The following is a 14,861-nucleotide window of genomic DNA, read 5'->3' as shown; positions in this document are numbered from 1 at the left end:
CGTGGCTGGACCATTGAAGGGACTGCGTGTTGTCGAGCTAGCCGGCATCGGCCCCGGCCCACACGCGGCGATGATCCTGGGGGATCTGGGAGCCGACGTGGTGCGCATCGATCGCCCGGCATCGAGCCCAGGGGGCTCGGGCGGCACAGCCAAGGACGCCATGATGCGCAACCGGCGGGTGGTGACCGCCGACCTGAAGTCCGACGAGGGCCGCGGCCTCGTCCTCAAGCTGATCGCCAAGGCCGACGTGCTGATCGAGGGCTACCGGCCCGGCGTCACCGAGCGGCTCGGCCTGGGCCCCGAGGACTGCGCCAAGGTCAACGACCGGCTGGTCTACGCCCGGATGACCGGCTGGGGCCAGACAGGCCCGCGCAGCCAGCAGGCGGGTCACGACATCAACTACATCTCGCTGAACGGCATCCTGCACTCGATCGGCCGGGCGAACGAGCGGCCGGTCCCGCCGCTGAACCTGGTCGGTGACTTCGGCGGCGGCTCGATGTTCCTGCTGCTCGGCATCCTGTCCGCGCTATGGGAGCGGCAGACCTCAGGCAAGGGGCAGGTCGTCGATGCCGCGATGGTGGACGGCTCCAGCGTGCTGATCCAGATGATGTGGCAGATGCGTTCGTCGGGCATGTGGACCGACACCCGCGGCACCAACCTGCTCGACGGCGGCGCCCCCTACTACGACACCTACGAATGCGCCGACGGCCGCTACGTCGCGGTCGGCGCCATCGAGCCGCAGTTCTACGCGGCCATGCTGACCGGACTCGGCCTGGACGGCGCCGACCTGCCCGGCCAGAACGACGTCAGCCGCTGGCCCGAACTGCGGGCGGTCCTGACCGAGAAGTTCGGCAGTCAGGACCGCGACCACTGGGCCAAGGTGTTCGCCGACTCCGACGCGTGCGTGACGCCGATCCTGGCGTTCGGCGAGGTGCAGACCGAGCCGCACATCACCGAGCGGAACACCTTCTACGAGGTCGACGGCGGCCTGCAGCCGCTGCCGGCGCCGCGGTTCTCCCGCACCGCGCCGGAGACACCGCGCCCCGCGGCGCCGGTGGCCGACGCCGAAGCGGTACTCAAGGACTGGGTATAGTCCCAACCAACCAGTTGGCTGGACTCGAGCGAATCAGGAAGGACTCGGATGGAGATCAAAGACGCCGTTGCCGTCGTCACCGGGGGAGCGTCAGGCCTGGGCCTGGCCACCACCAAGCGACTGCTGGACCGCGGCGCCCAGGTGGTGGTCATCGACCTGCGCGGCGAGGAAGCGGTCCGTGAACTGGGCGATCGCGCCCGCTTCGTCGAGGCCGACGTCACCGATGAGGCTGCCGTGGGCAAGGCGCTGGATGCCGCGGAGTCGATGGGCACGCTGCGCATCAACGTCAACTGCGCCGGCATCGGCAACGCCATCAAGACGCTGTCCAAGGACGGCCCGTTCCCGCTGGACGGCTTCAAGAAGGTCATCGGCGTCAACCTGATCGGCACCTTCAACGTGCTGCGGCTGGCCGCCGAGCGCATCGCCAAGAGCGAGCCGGTCGGCCCCGAGACAAGCCCGGAGCGCGGCGTCATCATCAACACCGCCTCGGTCGCCGCGTTCGAGGGACAGATCGGCCAGGCCGCCTACTCGGCATCCAAGGGCGGCGTCGTCGGCATGACCCTGCCGATCGCGCGCGACCTGTCGCGCGAGCTCATCCGCGTGGTGACCATCGCACCGGGCCTGTTCAAGACGCCGCTGCTGGGTTCGCTTCCCGAGGAGGCGCAGGCGTCGCTGGGCAAGCAGGTGCCGCACCCGGCCCGGCTGGGCGACCCCGACGAGTACGGCGCCCTGGCCGTTCACATCGTCGAGAACCCGATGCTCAACGGCGAGGTCATCCGCCTGGACGGCGCCATTCGCATGGCGCCCCGCTAGGGGCGTACGCCCCTCGGAAAAGCATCGACAAAACGAAAGCCCCCCGCGTCCGCGGGGGGCTTTCGTGAAAACCAGGATCAATGGCTACTTGCGGAACCATCGACTGACGTTGGGTTCGGCCATCAACAGGCGTGCGAGCATGCTCATGATGGGCCTCAGCTCGCGGCTTGCAGTTCGTCGAACTGCTCCGAGGTCTCGCCTTCCACCAGGACGTCGCCGTGGTAGAGGGCTTCGAAGTCAACCTTGATGACGTCGGCACTTGTGTCGTCGATCCACATGACACTGAGCGTATGGGCCACCATTAAGGAATCTTTGAGTCACGATTCGGAAAACCTTGGCAATTTACCCGCGGGTAGGTTGACCGGCGGCTGCGCCACGATTTGGGCCGTGAGCTGCTTAGTTACGGCACATTTTTCTGGCCGGACTCTTACTGTCGGCGCGGTTTAAACGCGGCGTTGAACGCTTCGGGCGGTCGCCACCGTCTTTAGATAGGGAGAACACTGTTTGACGCGTGCAAATTAGCGTTTGTTACGTTGTCGCCGATAAGCCAGCGGCCAGCGCAACGGGGCACCGGCAGCGGAAGGGCTCGAAATGCTGCAAAAGATCGCCCGAGTCGCCATCAGGGCGCCCCGCCGCATCCTCGCGATCGGTGTGCTGGTTTTCATCGCCGCCGCCATCTTCGGCGTCCCCGTCGCCAAGAGCCTGTCGCCGGGCGGTTTCCAAGACCCGGACTCGGAGTCGGCACACGCCATCAGCGTGTTGAGTGACAAATTCGGACAGAGCGGCCAGCAGGTGCTGATTCTGGTTACCGCCCCCGGCGGCGCCAACAGCGAACAGGCCCGCAAGGTGGGCAACGACCTCGTCGACCAGCTGCAGAAGTCCCCGCTGGTCTACAACGTCTCCTCGCCGTGGACTCGACCTGTTCCTGCCTCCCCGGGGCAGCCCGACGACTTGGTGAGCCGCGACGGCAAGTCCGGGCTCGTCGTGGTCAACCTCAAGGGCGGCGAGAACTACGCCCAGAGCAATGCGCAGACATTGGCGGACCAGTTCATCCACGACCGCGACGGCGTCACCGTCCGCGCCGGCGGCGCCGCGATGCAGTACGCGCAGATCAACACGCAGAACCAGGCCGACCTGCTGGTGATGGAGATGATCGCGCTGCCGCTGAGCTTTTTGGTGCTGATCTGGGTGTTCGGCGGTCTGCTGGCCGCGGCGCTGCCGATGGCGCTTGGCGCGCTGGCCGTGGTCGGGTCGATGACGGTGCTGCGCCTCATCACCTTCACCACCGAAGTCTCGATCTTCGCCCTCAACCTGAGCACCGCCCTGGGCCTGGCCCTGGCCATCGACTACACCCTGCTGATCGTCAGCCGCTACCGCGACGAGCTGGCCGAAGGCCACGACCGCGACGAAGCGCTCATCCGGACCATGGCCACCTCCGGACGAACCGTGCTGTTCTCCGCGATCACCGTGGCGCTGTCGATGTCGGCGACCGTGGCCTTCCCTATGTACTTCCTTAAGTCGTTCGCCTACGCCGGCGTCGCGACCGTCGCCTTCGTCGCGGTCGCCTCGATCGTGATCACCCCGGCCGCGATCGTGCTGCTGGGCCCCCGGCTGGACGCCCTGAACGTACGCCGGCTGGGGCGTCGCATGCTGGGCCGTCCCGAGCCGGTGCACAAACCCGTCGAGCAGCTGTTCTGGTACCGGTCGACAAAGTTCGTGATGCGCCGCTGGGCGCCGATCGGCCTGACCGTCGTCGCGCTGCTACTGCTGCTCGGGTATCCGTTCCTGCGCGTGACGTGGGGCTTCCCCGACGACCGGGTGCTGCCGCGGTCGGCGTCGGCGCATCAGGTGGGCGACCAGCTGCGCAACGATTTCGCGCACGACTCGGCAACGTCGGTGCCGGTCGTCATCCCCGACGCGACCGGCCTGGGGCCGGCGGACTTCGACAGCTACGCCGCGGCTCTCTCTCGTGTCGCCGACGTGACGGCCGTGGCGGCCCCCGGGGGCACCTTCACGGCCGGCAACCGGGCGGGGCCGCCGGCCGGGCCCACCGGGTTGCATGACGGCAGCGCCTTCCTGACCGTCAGCAGCGCGGCGCCCCTGTTTTCCACCGCGAACGACACCCAGCTCAATCGGCTGCACGAGGTGCCCGTGCCCGCGGGCCGGTCCGTCGAGATGGGCGGGGTCGCGCAGGTCAACCGCGACAGCGTCGACGCCGTGACCAACCGGCTTCCGCTGGTCCTCGGGTTGATGGCGGCGATCACCTTTGTGTTGCTGTTCCTGCTCACCGGCAGCGTGCTGCTGCCCGCCAAGGCGCTCGCCTGCAACTTCCTGTCGCTGACCGCGGCGTTCGGCGCGCTGGTGTGGATCTTCCAGGACGGACACCTGGGCGCGCTCGGGACGACGCCCAGCGGGACGCTGGTGGCCAACATGCCGGTGCTGCTGTTCTGCATCGCCTTCGGGCTGTCCATGGATTATGAGGTCTTCCTGCTCTCCCGGATCCGGGAGTACTGGCTGGCGTCCGGTGCCGCCCGGCCGGCGAGGCCGACGGCGAAGCAGGCCCACGCCGCCAACGACGAGAGCGTGGCGCTCGGTGTCGCCCGCACCGGCCGGGTGATCACCGCGGCCGCGCTGGTGATGTCGATGTCGTTCGCCGCGCTGATCGCGGCCCACGTCTCGTTCATGCGGATGTTCGGCCTCGGCCTGACCCTCGCCGTGTTCGCCGACGCCACCCTGGTGCGGATGGTGGTCGTGCCGGCCTTCATGCACGTGATGGGCCGGTGGAACTGGTGGGCGCCCAAACCCCTGGCGTGGCTGCACGACCGTTTCGGCATCAGCGAGGGCGCGGCCGGAGAAGCCGTCGACCACCTCGAGCCGGCCTCGGACCCCGTCGAGCTCCCCGGTCCGGCCGCAGAGCCCGTCGAGCGCCCCGACCGGGTCGCCGCCGAGCCGGTACCCAATATGCGGTAACTCCGACCGTCTGGCCGTCGGGAACCTATTGTGAGGCGCAAAGCGAGTCGGAAGGTTCACAGAGGTATGACAACGGTGGTCGACAACCCCTTCTTCGCGCGGGTCTGGCCGGTCGTCGCCACCCACGAAGCCGAGGCGATCCGGGCAATGCGCCGGGAGAACCTGGCCGGCCTGTCCGGTCGGGTACTGGAAGTCGGCGCGGGAATCGGCACGAACTTCCCCCACTATCCGGACTCGGTCGACGAGGTGATCGCGGTGGAACCCGAACCGCGGCTGGCGGCGCAGGCCCGTGCCGCGGCGGAGGCGGTGCCCCTCCGCGTGGTCGTCACCGGCGAGACGGCCGAAGCGTTCAGCGGCGCGGAGCCGTTCGACGCGGTGGTGTGCTCGCTGGTGTTGTGCTCGGTGCGCGACCCCCGCGACGTGTTGCGGCGCCTGTACACATTGCTGCGGCCGGGCGGGGAGCTGCGCTACCTTGAGCACATCGCCAGTGCCGGTGCGCGGGGCCGCTTTCAGCGTTTCGTCGATGCGACGGTGTGGCCGCGGCTGTTCGGCAACTGCCACACCCACCGGGACACCGAGCGCTCGATCGCCGAGGCGGGCTTCGAAATCGACACGTCGCGGCGGCAGTTCACGTTGCCGGCCTGGGCGCCGATGCCGGTCTCTGAGTTACTGCTCGGCCGCGCGCGCCGGCCCTGACCGGCGGGCCCGATCAGCTCAGCAGGGCCGGTAGCCGCTGCAACAACCCGGGCAGCGCCTGACCTGCCGTCTCACGGATGCTGATCGTCACGCTGCTGGACAACGGAGTGACCTCTGGATTGACCTCAATGACGGCGGTGCCGCGGGACAGCGCCCGCTCAGCCAGCCCGGCCGCCGGATAGACGATCGCCGAGGTCCCGACCACCACCATGACGTCGGCGGCCTCGGTCGCCTCCACGGCGCGCTGCCACGGCTCGTCGGGTAACTGTTCACCGAACCACACGATGTCGGGTCGGATCAGGCCGCCGCAGTGGCAGACCGGCGGTTGCACCTCCAGCGCCGGCTCGGCCATCGCCGGCAGCTCCCCAGAATAGGCCATACCACAACGCGCACAACGGAATTCGAACAGGCTGCCGTGCAGGTGGTGAACCGAACGGCTGCCCGCGCGCTCGTGCAGGTCGTCGACGTTCTGGGTGATGACGCTGACCTGGGCGTCGTCTTGCCAGGCGGCGATGGCGCGGTGACCCGCATTCGGTTGGACATCGGCGACCAGATAGTGGCGCCACAGATACCAACCCCAGACCCGCTGCGGGTTGTCGCGCCATCCCTGGGTGCTGGACAGCTCGTAAGGGTCGAAGCGGGCCCACAATCCGTTCTTGTCGTCGCGGAAGGTCGGCACACCGCTTTCGGCGGAGATCCCCGCGCCGCTGAGCACCGCTACTCGCATCTCACCAAGATAGCCGGGGGTGGGGGATACTGGATGGGTGGAGCTGGGTGACTGGTTGAAGGTCGACATGAAGGCGGGAAAACCGTTGTTCGACCAGCTCAGGACGCAGGTCATCGAAGGAGTCCGGGACGGCGCGTTGCCGCCCGGCACCCGCCTGCCGACCGTGCGGGACCTGGCCGGCCAGCTCGGCGTCGCCGTCAACACCGTCGCGCGCGCCTACCGCGAGCTGGAAAGCTCCGCCATCATCGAAACCCGCGGGCGCTTCGGCACTTTCATCGCCCGCTACGACCCGACCGACGCCGCGATGGCGGCCGCTGCCCGCGAGTACGTCCGGGTTGCGCGCGGGCTCGGGTTGGACAAGGCCGAAGCGGTGCGCTACATCGAAGCGGTGCCCGACGAATGACGCGTGCTCGGCGAGCATCGAAACTTCTTGCCGCACCGGCTTTTTGCTAGCGCGGGCTCAGCGCAACACCTTGTCCAGCGTGCGCAGGTTGCGCGTCGTGGTCGACGACTTGTACCGCGGCTTACCCATCGTCTTGCCGATGCTGCTGTCCAGCGTGCCGCCCTTGGGGACCTGCCAATAGATCACCCCGTCACCGCGGCGGATCTTCTCGTCGGGACCGGCCTTCTTACCCAGCGCGGCGAGCTCGTCAAGCACGGCCGCGTCGGCGACGAACGTGACATAGGACTGATAGCCGTCGACCTCGCGCTCGAACGGGTAGGCATCGACCACCGCGCGCAGCGTGTCGATGTCATAGGCCAGCACCCACGCGTCGTAGCCGAACCGGTCACGCAACGTGGCTTCGGCCTTCTTGCGCACCGACGCCACGACGGCGGTCGACTCCAGCAGCACGTTGCCGGTGGCCAGGATGGTCCGGACCTGGGTGAATCCCGCCTCGGTCAGCGCGGCAGCCACCTCGGCCATCTTGAGGTTGACGCCCCCGACGTTGACGCCACGCAGAAACGCCGCGTACTTGGTCATGTCCCGATTCCACCAGGTCGGCCGCGCAGAAAACACCCCGGCCCGCCCCGGCCGTCCGCGACGTACGCTTTCGTCATGGGACGCCAAGTCTTCGACGACAAATTGCTGGCCTTGATCAGCGGACACTCCCTCGGGGTGCTGGCCACCATCAAGCGCGACGGGCGGCCGCAGCTCTCCAACGTGAGCTATCACTTCGACCCGCGCAGCGTGGGTATCCAGGTGTCGATCACCGAGCCGCGCGCCAAGACCCGCAACCTGCGTCGGGATCCGCGGGCCTCGATCCTGGTCGACGCCGACGACGGCTGGTCGTACGCCGTCGCCGAGGGCACCGCCGAGCTGACGCCACCCGCGGCCGCGCCCGACGACGACACCGTGGAGTCCCTGATTGCGTTGTATCGCAACATCGCCGGTGAACACCCGGACTGGGACGAATACCGGCGGGCGATGGTCACCGACCGGCGGGTGCTGCTGACGCTGCCGATCTCGCACCTGTACGGCATGCCGCCCGGCATGCGGTAGCCGCGCCGCCTACCGAACCGTTCGGCAGGCCCGGGCTAGGCTGCCCCGTATGGCTGAATCGAATGCCCGGCAGGGTTCCAAGTCGTCGGAGTCTTCGGGGGCCGCCGGATCGCCCGGGTCGGACGACGACACCAAGCGCAAATTCCGCGAAGCCCTGGACCGCAAGATGGCGAAATCCTCGAACGGGTCCGACCACAGGGACGGCGCGGGCAAGCAATCGCGGGCGCACGGCGCGGTGGGAAACCGCCGGGAGTTCCGCCGCAAGAGCGGCTGACGGTTGCTGGCGAAACATGCTGTGTGCCAGCATGTTTCGCCGATCTCAGTCCTCCGGGGCTGCGAACAGGCCGATCGAAGGGTCGGCTTGGCCGGGTTGGCCGCGCAGGCTGCCCCTGGTGCTGGGGTGTTCGAAGTTCACTCGGGACGGGTCGTTCTGGTATGCCCAGTCCGCCACGATGGTGCGTTGACTGAACTTCCACCGGTCGTCGTGTTTGGTGTAGCTGTCCAGGTATCGCCCGCCGATGATGACGTCGACGTCGTGCTCGGGGCCGGCGAAGGTGTGAAACACCAGGCAGTAGATCTCCCCCCGCGCCGTGTCGCCGTCGACGACGAAGTTCGTGGTGGTGATGTTGTGTTGGGAGACACGCACATACGGTTCGGCGCCTTGCAGTTGCGCGATGAATTGTTCGACGCCGCCCGTCGAGAACGAGCCGTGCGAATCGGTCGCCTCGGGGTGGTACAGGCCGCGCAGCGTGTCGTAGTCGGCGCGGTCGACGGCCCTGCAGTAGGCGGTGACGAGCTGATGCAGCCCGTCGCGCGCCAGCATCAGTGCCAGCTTGCCCTCATCCACCACCACGCCACGATAACGCGGTCATTGCTGGTGAGTAGTCTTGCGACCTATGGGTCCCCGGTCCCAGGATGTTCAGCGGAAGGAAGATCGTTGACGGTGAAAATTTGCCTTGCCCAAGATCCTGAGGCCGACAGCCTGCTGGACGAGAATCCGTTGGCGCTGCTCATCGGGATGGTCCTGGATCAGCAGGTCCCCTTCGAGACGGCGTTCGCCGGACCGAAGAAGATCGCAGACCGGATGGGCAGCCTCGATGCCGCCGAAATCGCGGACTACGACCCCGACAAGTTCGCCGCATTATGCTCGCAAAGGCCTGCGATACACCGCTTTCCGGGGTCGATGGCCAAGCGCATCCAAACGCTGGCGCAGATCATCGTGGACCGCTACGACGGTGACGCCGCCGGACTGTGGACCGCCGGCAACCCCGACGGCAACGAGCTGCTGCGGCGGATCAAGGGGCTGCCCGGATTCGGCGACGTCAAGGCGCAGATCTTTTTGGCACTGCTGGGCAAGCAGTACGGCGTGACCCCGAAAGGCTGGCGTGCGGCGGCGGGAGACTTCGGCAAGGCCGGCGCGCACATATCCGTCGCCGACATCGTCGACGCCCAGTCGATGGGGAAAGTGCGCGCCTACAAAAAGCAGATGAAAGCGGCAGCCAAAGCGGCGAAGTAGCAGGTCCACAGAAGGGAAGGGCGACAACGTGAAGACACACATCACGTGTCCGTGCGGCGAAGCCATCGTCGGCAAGGACGAGGACGAACTGGTCGAGTTGACCCAGGCTCACCTCGCCAGCGATCATCCTGGCCTCGAGTACGACCGGGACGCCATCTTGTTCATGGCGTACTAGCCCCGCTCGACGCGAATGCGCGTGCCCCCCGGTCGGGGACACGCGCATTCAGGGCGACGAGACGGTGGCGGCGCCGATCCGTTACGGCACCACCGTCGAACCGATGGTGGGCAAGAACTGGCACTGCTTTTCCTTGGTGGTGACCTGCCCGAAGATCGTCGACATGATGCTGCCCGAGCCGGTGTCGACGATCGCGCTCAACGTCGTCGGCCCCTCCGGGTTGATGTCCGGACGCGGCTGGAGAGCGACGGTTCCCGACTTTCCGGTGGTCAGGTTCACCCAGGTGACGTTCAGCGGCAGCTTCTGCACGTCGGCGGGTCCGGGCGTGCCGACCGCGGTGAACACGTAGGCGGTCTGGCCGGGCCCCGGGCCGGGGGCGGGAATCTTGGCCGGCCCCGCCACCGACAGCGCGGTGGCGATGGCGCTGGTGCCGTCCGCCAGGCAGTTGGAGCCGATCGATGGGTACATGAAGTCCTGGGTGGGGGGCGTGTCAGGGCCGAACCCCGGCGCCGCCGCCGTGGGAGCGGCGTCCGGGGCCGGTGCCGGTGCGGGCGCCGGGGCGGCTTCCGGTGTGGGTGGGGCCGCCGGAGGCGCTGCGACCGGGGCCGGTGGCGCTGGGACCGGCGCCGCGACCGGCACGTTGGCTGGTTGGGCGGGACCCGGTGCGGCGGGTGCCGCGGCGGGTGCGGGACCGGCGGCGTGGGCCGGGTCGATGCCGGCCGGCAGGTGTGCCTCGGGCGCTGGAGCCGCGGCGGGCGCGGCAGCGGGCGCCGGAGCCGCGGCGGGCAGGTGTGCCTCGGGCGCTGGAGCCGCGGCGGGCGCCGGAGCGGCGGGTGCCGCGTCGGGGGCCGGGCCGGCCGCGTGGGCCGGGTTGATGCCGGCCGGCAGGTGGGCCTGCAAACCGGGCTCCACCCCCGCCGCGGGCACGTGTTGCGCCGGCGCGCCGGGCTCGGCGACGAATTGATTGACTGCGGCCGCAACGTTTTTCGACTCGCTGGGCGTGGTCGGGTTGTGGGCGAAGGCTTGCGCTGCGGCCATCAGCAGCTGTGTCGCTTGCTGCGGGTCGGTGGCCGCTTGCTGGATGAGCGGGCTCAGCTGCGACAAGGCAGGCAGACCGGGCAGCCCTTGGGCCGCATTCGGTTGCGGTGCCGGCTGCGGTGCCGCCGGGTCGGCTGCCGCGCTCGGGCAGAGCCCGAACGCGACAGCCGATGCCGTGACGACAGCGGCCAAACCTTTGGACAGATTCCAAGTGGTTGCCACGGTGCGTGTCCTCCGGTTCTCGGTGGTGATTTAGCCGTTTACGAAACTGATCAGGGCAGGGCGGCCAGCAGCGGCGCTACCGGTCCGGCGGGGCTGACCGGCGCCGGCGCGGGTGCCGCCGGTGCTGCGGGTGCGGCCGGAGCCTGACCCGAAGCGAGCGCCGGCAGATCCTGCGGGAGCAGCACTTTCGGAGGCACACTGACCGGCAGGCCGGCCGGCATCGCAGGCATGTTGACCTGCGCCTGCGGAATCTGCGGAGCCGGCGGAGTGGCCGGTGCCGCCGGAGCAGACAGACCCGGGATCGCGGGCAGGCCCGGGATCGACGGAGCCGACGGGGCGGCGGGACCCGCAGCCGCCGGCTGCGCACCCGTCAGGCCCTGGATCATTCCCGGAATACCGCCGGTCGCCGTCGACGGCGCGGCAGGGGTTGCCGACTGCGCCAGCCCCGGAAGGAAGGGGTTGGCCGCCGTAGAAGGCACCTGGGCGGCGGGGCTTGTCGGCGCGGTCAGTCCGGGAATCGACGGAAGACCCGCCGCCGGAGCCGCCGCGGTTGCCGGAGCGGTGGCCGCCGGAACACCCGGGAAGCTGATGCCCGGAGTGGCCGGAGCCGCCGGCGGCGTGGCGCCGAGTGCGGTCGCGAGGTTCTGCAGGATTTGCGGTGCGTTGGCCGCCGAACTGATCAGCTGCTGCGGAATGTTCGGCATGGCGGGGGCCGGCACGGGGTCGGCGTGGGCGATTCCGCCCGTCAATAGCGCTGCGGACGAACCGACCACGACGGCGGCTGCACGCATGTAAGTCCAGATGGTTGGCATGACTCTCCCTGATTGATCGATTACAGGTTCGGCGCTGAAGTTACTTTGATGCAGATGAGACTCAAGTGACACGTGTGGCATTTATGAACTCGTTACTGATACGAGTGAGAAGGGTGACCGAATGGGTGAAAAGAGGCCTCCACGAAGCTGAGTGGGGACCGACGGCGCGGCGGCGCGTACCACGCTCGCTAAAGTCGGGCGGATAGACACCACCTCGGCCGCTCCGGCGGCACCCAAGCCCCAGCGGTTGGCGAGTCTCCTGCAGGCGGCCGCGCCGATGCTGCTCATCGCAAGCATCGCTGCGCGGCTGGCGTGGACGTATCTGGCTCCCAACGGCGCGAACTTCGTCGACCTGCACGTGTACCTCGGCGGGTCGGCCGCGATCGACCACCCCGGCACCTTGTACAGCTACGTCTACGCCGACCAGACGCCGGACTTCCCGCTGCCGTTCACCTACCCGCCCTTCGCGGCCGTCGTCTTCTACCCACTGCACCTGTTGGCGTTCGGCCTCGTTGCGTTCCTCTGGCAGATCGCAACCATGGCCGCTCTGTACGGCGCGGTCCGGCTCAGCCAGCGCCTGATGGGCGTGGCCGCCGGGGCCGACGGCCGGCGTGTCGCGATGTTATGGACGGCGGTCGCCATCTGGATCGAGCCGCTGCGCAGCACGTTCGACTACGGACAGGTCAACGTGTTGCTGATGACCGCGGTGCTGTGGGCGGTCTACACCACCCGGTGGTGGCTGTCGGGGCTACTGGTGGGCGTGGCGGCCGGCATCAAGTTGACCCCCGCGATCTCCGGCGTCTATCTGGCCGGCGCCCGCCGGTGGGGAGCCGCGGTGTTCTCGGCGGTCGTTTTCGTTGCCACCATTGGGATTTCGGTCTTGGTAGTCGGCGATCAGACACGCTTCTACTTCACCGACCTGCTGGGCGATGCCCATCGGATCGGCCCCATCGCCACCTCGTTCAATCAGTCCTGGCGCGGCGGCATTTCGCGGATCCTGGGCCACGACGTGGGATTCGGCCCGTTGCTGGTGGCCGCCGTCGCCGTCACCGCGGTGCTGGCCGTGCTGGCCTGGCGCGCGCTGGACTCCGCCGATCGGTTGGGCAGGCTCCTGGTGGTGGAGCTGTTCGGGCTGCTGCTCTCGCCGATTTCGTGGACCCACCACTGGGTGTGGCTGGTGCCGCTGATGATCTGGGCGATCCATGGTCCGGTGCGCGAGCTGCGCGGAGCGCGCATCGTGGGCTGGGGCTGGCTGGCACTCACCGTGATCGGCGTGCCGTGGTTGCTGAGCTTCGCCCAACCGACCATCTGGCAGATAAGCCGGCCTTGGTACCTGGCGTGGGCCGGGCTGATCTACATCGTGGCGGCGGTGGCGACGTTGAGCTGGATCGCGGCTAGCGGCAGCCGGGAGACCGCGGAGAAGGGCCCGGCCGCCGCCTAGTTGTCGACGATGCCGTTGATGTCGCGGGCCATGTCGATGTCGTTATTGGTGATGCCTCCCTCGGAGTGCGTGACGAGGACGAAAGTCACTGTCCGCCAACGAATATCGATGTCCGGGTGATGGTCCTTGCTCTCCGCGTGCTCGCCCACCCGGCGTACGGCATCGATGCCGGCGAGAAAACTCGGAAATTTGATCGAGCGGCGCAGGGCGCCGTCGGCGCGCTCCCATCCGTTGAGATCGGGCAGTGCGGCGTCTACTTGCTCATCCGTTAACACAGCCATACCGTAAGTATCCACCGCGAAGATGGGGACGATAACGTCTCGCGGATTTACCGAAGCATTTTCCGATGGCACTGGGTCATTCCTCGAAAGTTTCTTCGTCAATCTGCTTCAAGTGGACGTCTCATGTACTTGGACGCCGACGTTGTAACGGACCGTCAGTTTGGTCTAGGTAGAGGCGACCGCGAATAGGTGCCATTCGCCTGGCACGCCCTTGAGTTGGTGTGTCCCACGTTCCTCGAATTCGAGTCCTGACCCGATCACCAGGTCGCGCAGTGTGCTCGACACGAGCACGTCGTTCGGCCCTGCCAATGCGCTAACTCGCGCTCCGATGTGCACGCCGATCCCGCCGATGTCATCGCCGCGGACCTCGCACTCACCCGATGTGCAACCCAGCACGCACCTGTATGCCAAGTGCCTGCACGGCGTCGCGGATCGCCATGGCGCAGCGGATCGCTCGCTGAGGACCGTCGAACATCGCGAGGAAGCCGTCTCCGGATGTGTTCACCTCGCGGCCCCGAAACCGGACGAGTTGCGACCGCACCACAGCATCGTGCGCATCGAGCAACGCATGCCAGTCACGGTCGCCCATCTCCGCCGCGCGACGCGTCGAGTCCACGATGTCGGTGAACATCACCGTAGCCAGAACCCGGTCGTCGGCCACATCGGCCTGCTGGCCGGTGAGGAACTGGGCGATCTCCTGAAACGAATCGCGCCATGGTTCTACGAAGTGCATCATGTTGCGCCCTGGCAGCTCAACGTATCTCGCGCCCGGTATCCGATCAGCGACTTCCTTGCCCCACTCCGGCGGGATTACGGCGTCGTCGGTGTGATGCAGGGCGAGCGTCGGGACGCGGACTGTGGGAAGCAACGCCCGCACGTCCATTTCGGCCATCAGCGCCATCATGCTGGCAACGGTTCCTGGGCTCGCTGAGAGGCGTTCCATCCGGGCTGACGCTGCCCGGATTTCCTCGTTCCAAGGCATGTCCGGGTTCATGACATGTTGGGACCCTCCGGTACCCCACACACCCACCATTGCAGCGAGGACGTCCTCCTGAGCGAGCCCGCCAGTCCGTTGAGCCCTCGGGTCCGCATAGCCCTCCAGCACCACCAGCGCGGCTGTACGCGACGGATATGTTGCCGCGAACAGCGCCGCTGTCGGGGCCCGCGAGAAGGACCACTTCGCTCATCTCCAGGTCGTCGAGCACCGCGGTCATGCTGTCGGCCCATTGCTCCACGGTTGCCGGCGCGCCCGACGTAGTGGGATCGGAGGCTCCCATGCCTGGCTGGTCGAAGAAGATCAGTCGACCGAGCGATGTCAGCGCTTCGACGCAGCCTTGAATGAACGATTGCTCTGGAAGGATGTCGCAGTTGGTGAACCAGGTCGGGATGAGCACGATGTCGCGAGGACCCTTGGGTGACGCGCGATAGGCGACGCGCAAGTCCCCGTTCATCGCGTAGCGCGTCTCCGAGAACATTGCGGAAGTGTAAGCCGAGGAGTGGTCGGGAATGGACATGCCCGCGCAGATCAGGCACGACAGGCAACGGGCGATCACTTACGTTCAACAGAAGCTACAGC

Annotated in this window: 17 protein-coding genes and 1 pseudogene; 10 read left to right on the top strand and 8 right to left on the bottom strand. The window is 67.8% G+C overall.

Annotated elements, in window-relative coordinates:
• Position 1 precedes the first annotated feature (1 nt).
• Positions 2 to 1,093 (top strand): CaiB/BaiF CoA transferase family protein, encoded by a 1,092-nt coding sequence (locus ACZYVJ_RS08470; protein WP_463830592.1) that lies wholly within the window; start codon positions 2 to 4, stop codon positions 1,091 to 1,093.
• Positions 1,094 to 1,141: 48 nt separating this feature from the next.
• Positions 1,142 to 1,906 (top strand): 3-hydroxyacyl-CoA dehydrogenase, encoded by a 765-nt coding sequence (locus ACZYVJ_RS08465; RefSeq protein WP_463830591.1) that lies wholly within the window; start codon positions 1,142 to 1,144, stop codon positions 1,904 to 1,906.
• A gap of 155 nt (positions 1,907 to 2,061) precedes the next feature.
• Here ACZYVJ_RS08465 and ACZYVJ_RS08460 read toward each other — a convergent pair whose 3' ends face one another.
• Positions 2,062 to 2,184 (bottom strand): hypothetical protein, encoded by a 123-nt coding sequence (locus tag ACZYVJ_RS08460; protein ID WP_003878506.1) that lies wholly within the window; start codon positions 2,182 to 2,184, stop codon positions 2,062 to 2,064.
• A 313-nt stretch (positions 2,185 to 2,497) separates the two neighbouring features.
• On the opposite strand from ACZYVJ_RS08460, the gene ACZYVJ_RS08455 reads away from it, so the two are divergent.
• Entirely contained in the window at positions 2,498 to 4,876 is a 2,379-nt protein-coding gene (locus tag ACZYVJ_RS08455; RefSeq protein WP_463830590.1) for an MMPL family transporter, read from the top strand.
• A gap of 66 nt (positions 4,877 to 4,942) precedes the next feature.
• A complete protein-coding gene (locus tag ACZYVJ_RS08450; protein ID WP_463830589.1) occupies positions 4,943 to 5,572 on the top strand; it encodes a class I SAM-dependent methyltransferase in 630 nt (209 codons plus the stop codon).
• Positions 5,573 to 5,585: 13 nt separating this feature from the next.
• On the opposite strand, the gene ACZYVJ_RS08445 is transcribed toward ACZYVJ_RS08450, so the two are convergent.
• Positions 5,586 to 6,299: an NAD-dependent deacylase gene (locus tag ACZYVJ_RS08445; protein WP_463830588.1), complete on the bottom strand. Its 714-nt coding sequence runs from the start codon at positions 6,297 to 6,299 to the stop codon at positions 5,586 to 5,588.
• Positions 6,300 to 6,336: 37 nt separating this feature from the next.
• On the opposite strand from ACZYVJ_RS08445, the gene ACZYVJ_RS08440 reads away from it, so the two are divergent.
• On the top strand, positions 6,337 to 6,702 hold the full coding sequence (locus ACZYVJ_RS08440; protein ID WP_463830587.1) for a GntR family transcriptional regulator: 366 nt from the start codon (positions 6,337 to 6,339) through the stop codon (positions 6,700 to 6,702).
• Between the two features lie 57 nt (positions 6,703 to 6,759).
• On the opposite strand, the gene ACZYVJ_RS08435 is transcribed toward ACZYVJ_RS08440, so the two are convergent.
• Positions 6,760 to 7,281: a DUF1697 domain-containing protein gene (locus ACZYVJ_RS08435; RefSeq protein WP_463830586.1), complete on the bottom strand. Its 522-nt coding sequence runs from the start codon at positions 7,279 to 7,281 to the stop codon at positions 6,760 to 6,762.
• Positions 7,282 to 7,356: 75 nt separating this feature from the next.
• Here ACZYVJ_RS08435 and ACZYVJ_RS08430 point away from each other — a divergent pair, with 75 nt between their 5' ends.
• Positions 7,357 to 7,800 (top strand): PPOX class F420-dependent oxidoreductase, encoded by a 444-nt coding sequence (locus ACZYVJ_RS08430; protein WP_463830585.1) that lies wholly within the window; start codon positions 7,357 to 7,359, stop codon positions 7,798 to 7,800.
• Between the two features lie 49 nt (positions 7,801 to 7,849).
• Positions 7,850 to 8,074 carry a DUF5302 domain-containing protein gene (locus ACZYVJ_RS08425; protein WP_463830584.1) on the top strand — a complete coding sequence of 75 codons (225 nt, stop codon included), beginning with the start codon at positions 7,850 to 7,852 and terminating at the stop codon, positions 8,072 to 8,074.
• 45 nt (positions 8,075 to 8,119) lie between these two features.
• Here ACZYVJ_RS08425 and ACZYVJ_RS08420 read toward each other — a convergent pair whose 3' ends face one another.
• The gene (locus ACZYVJ_RS08420; RefSeq protein ID WP_463830583.1) at positions 8,120 to 8,653 is read right to left on the bottom strand and encodes a nuclear transport factor 2 family protein; all 534 of its coding nucleotides are present in this window, start codon (positions 8,651 to 8,653) and stop codon (positions 8,120 to 8,122) included.
• A gap of 90 nt (positions 8,654 to 8,743) precedes the next feature.
• Here ACZYVJ_RS08420 and ACZYVJ_RS08415 point away from each other — a divergent pair, with 90 nt between their 5' ends.
• Together ACZYVJ_RS08415 and ACZYVJ_RS08410 are read left to right on the top strand one after the other, a co-directional pair.
• A complete protein-coding gene (locus ACZYVJ_RS08415) occupies positions 8,744 to 9,316 on the top strand; it encodes an HhH-GPD-type base excision DNA repair protein (protein ID WP_463832905.1) in 573 nt (190 codons plus the stop codon).
• Positions 9,317 to 9,344: 28 nt separating this feature from the next.
• A complete protein-coding gene (locus ACZYVJ_RS08410; protein ID WP_066951537.1) occupies positions 9,345 to 9,491 on the top strand; it encodes a DUF1059 domain-containing protein in 147 nt (48 codons plus the stop codon).
• 81 nt (positions 9,492 to 9,572) lie between these two features.
• On the opposite strand, the gene ACZYVJ_RS08405 is transcribed toward ACZYVJ_RS08410, so the two are convergent.
• Positions 9,573 to 10,781 (bottom strand): Rv1157c family protein, encoded by a 1,209-nt coding sequence (locus ACZYVJ_RS08405; protein WP_463832903.1) that lies wholly within the window; start codon positions 10,779 to 10,781, stop codon positions 9,573 to 9,575.
• Positions 10,782 to 10,801: 20 nt separating this feature from the next.
• A complete protein-coding gene (locus ACZYVJ_RS08400) occupies positions 10,802 to 11,563 on the bottom strand; it encodes a hypothetical protein (protein ID WP_463830582.1) in 762 nt (253 codons plus the stop codon).
• A gap of 151 nt (positions 11,564 to 11,714) precedes the next feature.
• Between ACZYVJ_RS08400 and ACZYVJ_RS08395 the strand changes: the two genes are divergently transcribed.
• On the top strand, positions 11,715 to 13,004 hold the full coding sequence (locus ACZYVJ_RS08395; RefSeq protein WP_463830581.1) for a mannosyltransferase: 1,290 nt from the start codon (positions 11,715 to 11,717) through the stop codon (positions 13,002 to 13,004).
• Here ACZYVJ_RS08395 and ACZYVJ_RS08390 read toward each other — a convergent pair.
• Both ACZYVJ_RS08390 and ACZYVJ_RS08385 read right to left on the bottom strand, forming a co-directional pair.
• Positions 13,001 to 13,285: a 4a-hydroxytetrahydrobiopterin dehydratase gene (locus tag ACZYVJ_RS08390; protein WP_463830580.1), complete on the bottom strand. Its 285-nt coding sequence runs from the start codon at positions 13,283 to 13,285 to the stop codon at positions 13,001 to 13,003. The two genes, ACZYVJ_RS08395 and ACZYVJ_RS08390, sit on opposite strands and share 4 nt — an antisense overlap.
• 165 nt (positions 13,286 to 13,450) lie before the next feature.
• Positions 13,451 to 14,760, bottom strand: a pseudogene (locus tag ACZYVJ_RS08385) (adenylate/guanylate cyclase domain-containing protein).
• Between the last annotated feature and the right edge of the window lie 101 nt (positions 14,761 to 14,861).

The sequence above is a fragment of the Mycobacterium sp. IDUB_3 genome (assembly GCF_055419585.1).
Note: the sequence above shows the minus strand (reverse complement) of the source record. Positions and strands in the feature narration are given on the sequence as shown.

Excerpts from the sequence above, each read along its gene's own strand:
- ACZYVJ_RS08465 (WP_463830591.1), top strand. The coding sequence starts at position 1,142 with ATGGAGATCAAAGACGCCGTTGCCGTCGTCACCGGGGGAGCGTCAGGC.
- ACZYVJ_RS08460 (WP_003878506.1), bottom strand. The coding sequence starts at position 2,184 with ATGTGGATCGACGACACAAGTGCCGACGTCATCAAGGTTGACTTCGAA.
- ACZYVJ_RS08455 (WP_463830590.1), top strand. The coding sequence starts at position 2,498 with ATGCTGCAAAAGATCGCCCGAGTCGCCATCAGGGCGCCCCGCCGCATC.
- ACZYVJ_RS08450 (WP_463830589.1), top strand. The coding sequence starts at position 4,943 with ATGACAACGGTGGTCGACAACCCCTTCTTCGCGCGGGTCTGGCCGGTC.
- ACZYVJ_RS08445 (WP_463830588.1), bottom strand. The coding sequence starts at position 6,299 with ATGCGAGTAGCGGTGCTCAGCGGCGCGGGGATCTCCGCCGAAAGCGGT.
- ACZYVJ_RS08435 (WP_463830586.1), bottom strand. The coding sequence starts at position 7,281 with ATGACCAAGTACGCGGCGTTTCTGCGTGGCGTCAACGTCGGGGGCGTC.
- ACZYVJ_RS08430 (WP_463830585.1), top strand. The coding sequence starts at position 7,357 with ATGGGACGCCAAGTCTTCGACGACAAATTGCTGGCCTTGATCAGCGGA.
- ACZYVJ_RS08425 (WP_463830584.1), top strand. The coding sequence starts at position 7,850 with ATGGCTGAATCGAATGCCCGGCAGGGTTCCAAGTCGTCGGAGTCTTCG.
- ACZYVJ_RS08400 (WP_463830582.1), bottom strand. The coding sequence starts at position 11,563 with ATGCCAACCATCTGGACTTACATGCGTGCAGCCGCCGTCGTGGTCGGT.
- ACZYVJ_RS08390 (WP_463830580.1), bottom strand. The coding sequence starts at position 13,285 with ATGGCTGTGTTAACGGATGAGCAAGTAGACGCCGCACTGCCCGATCTC.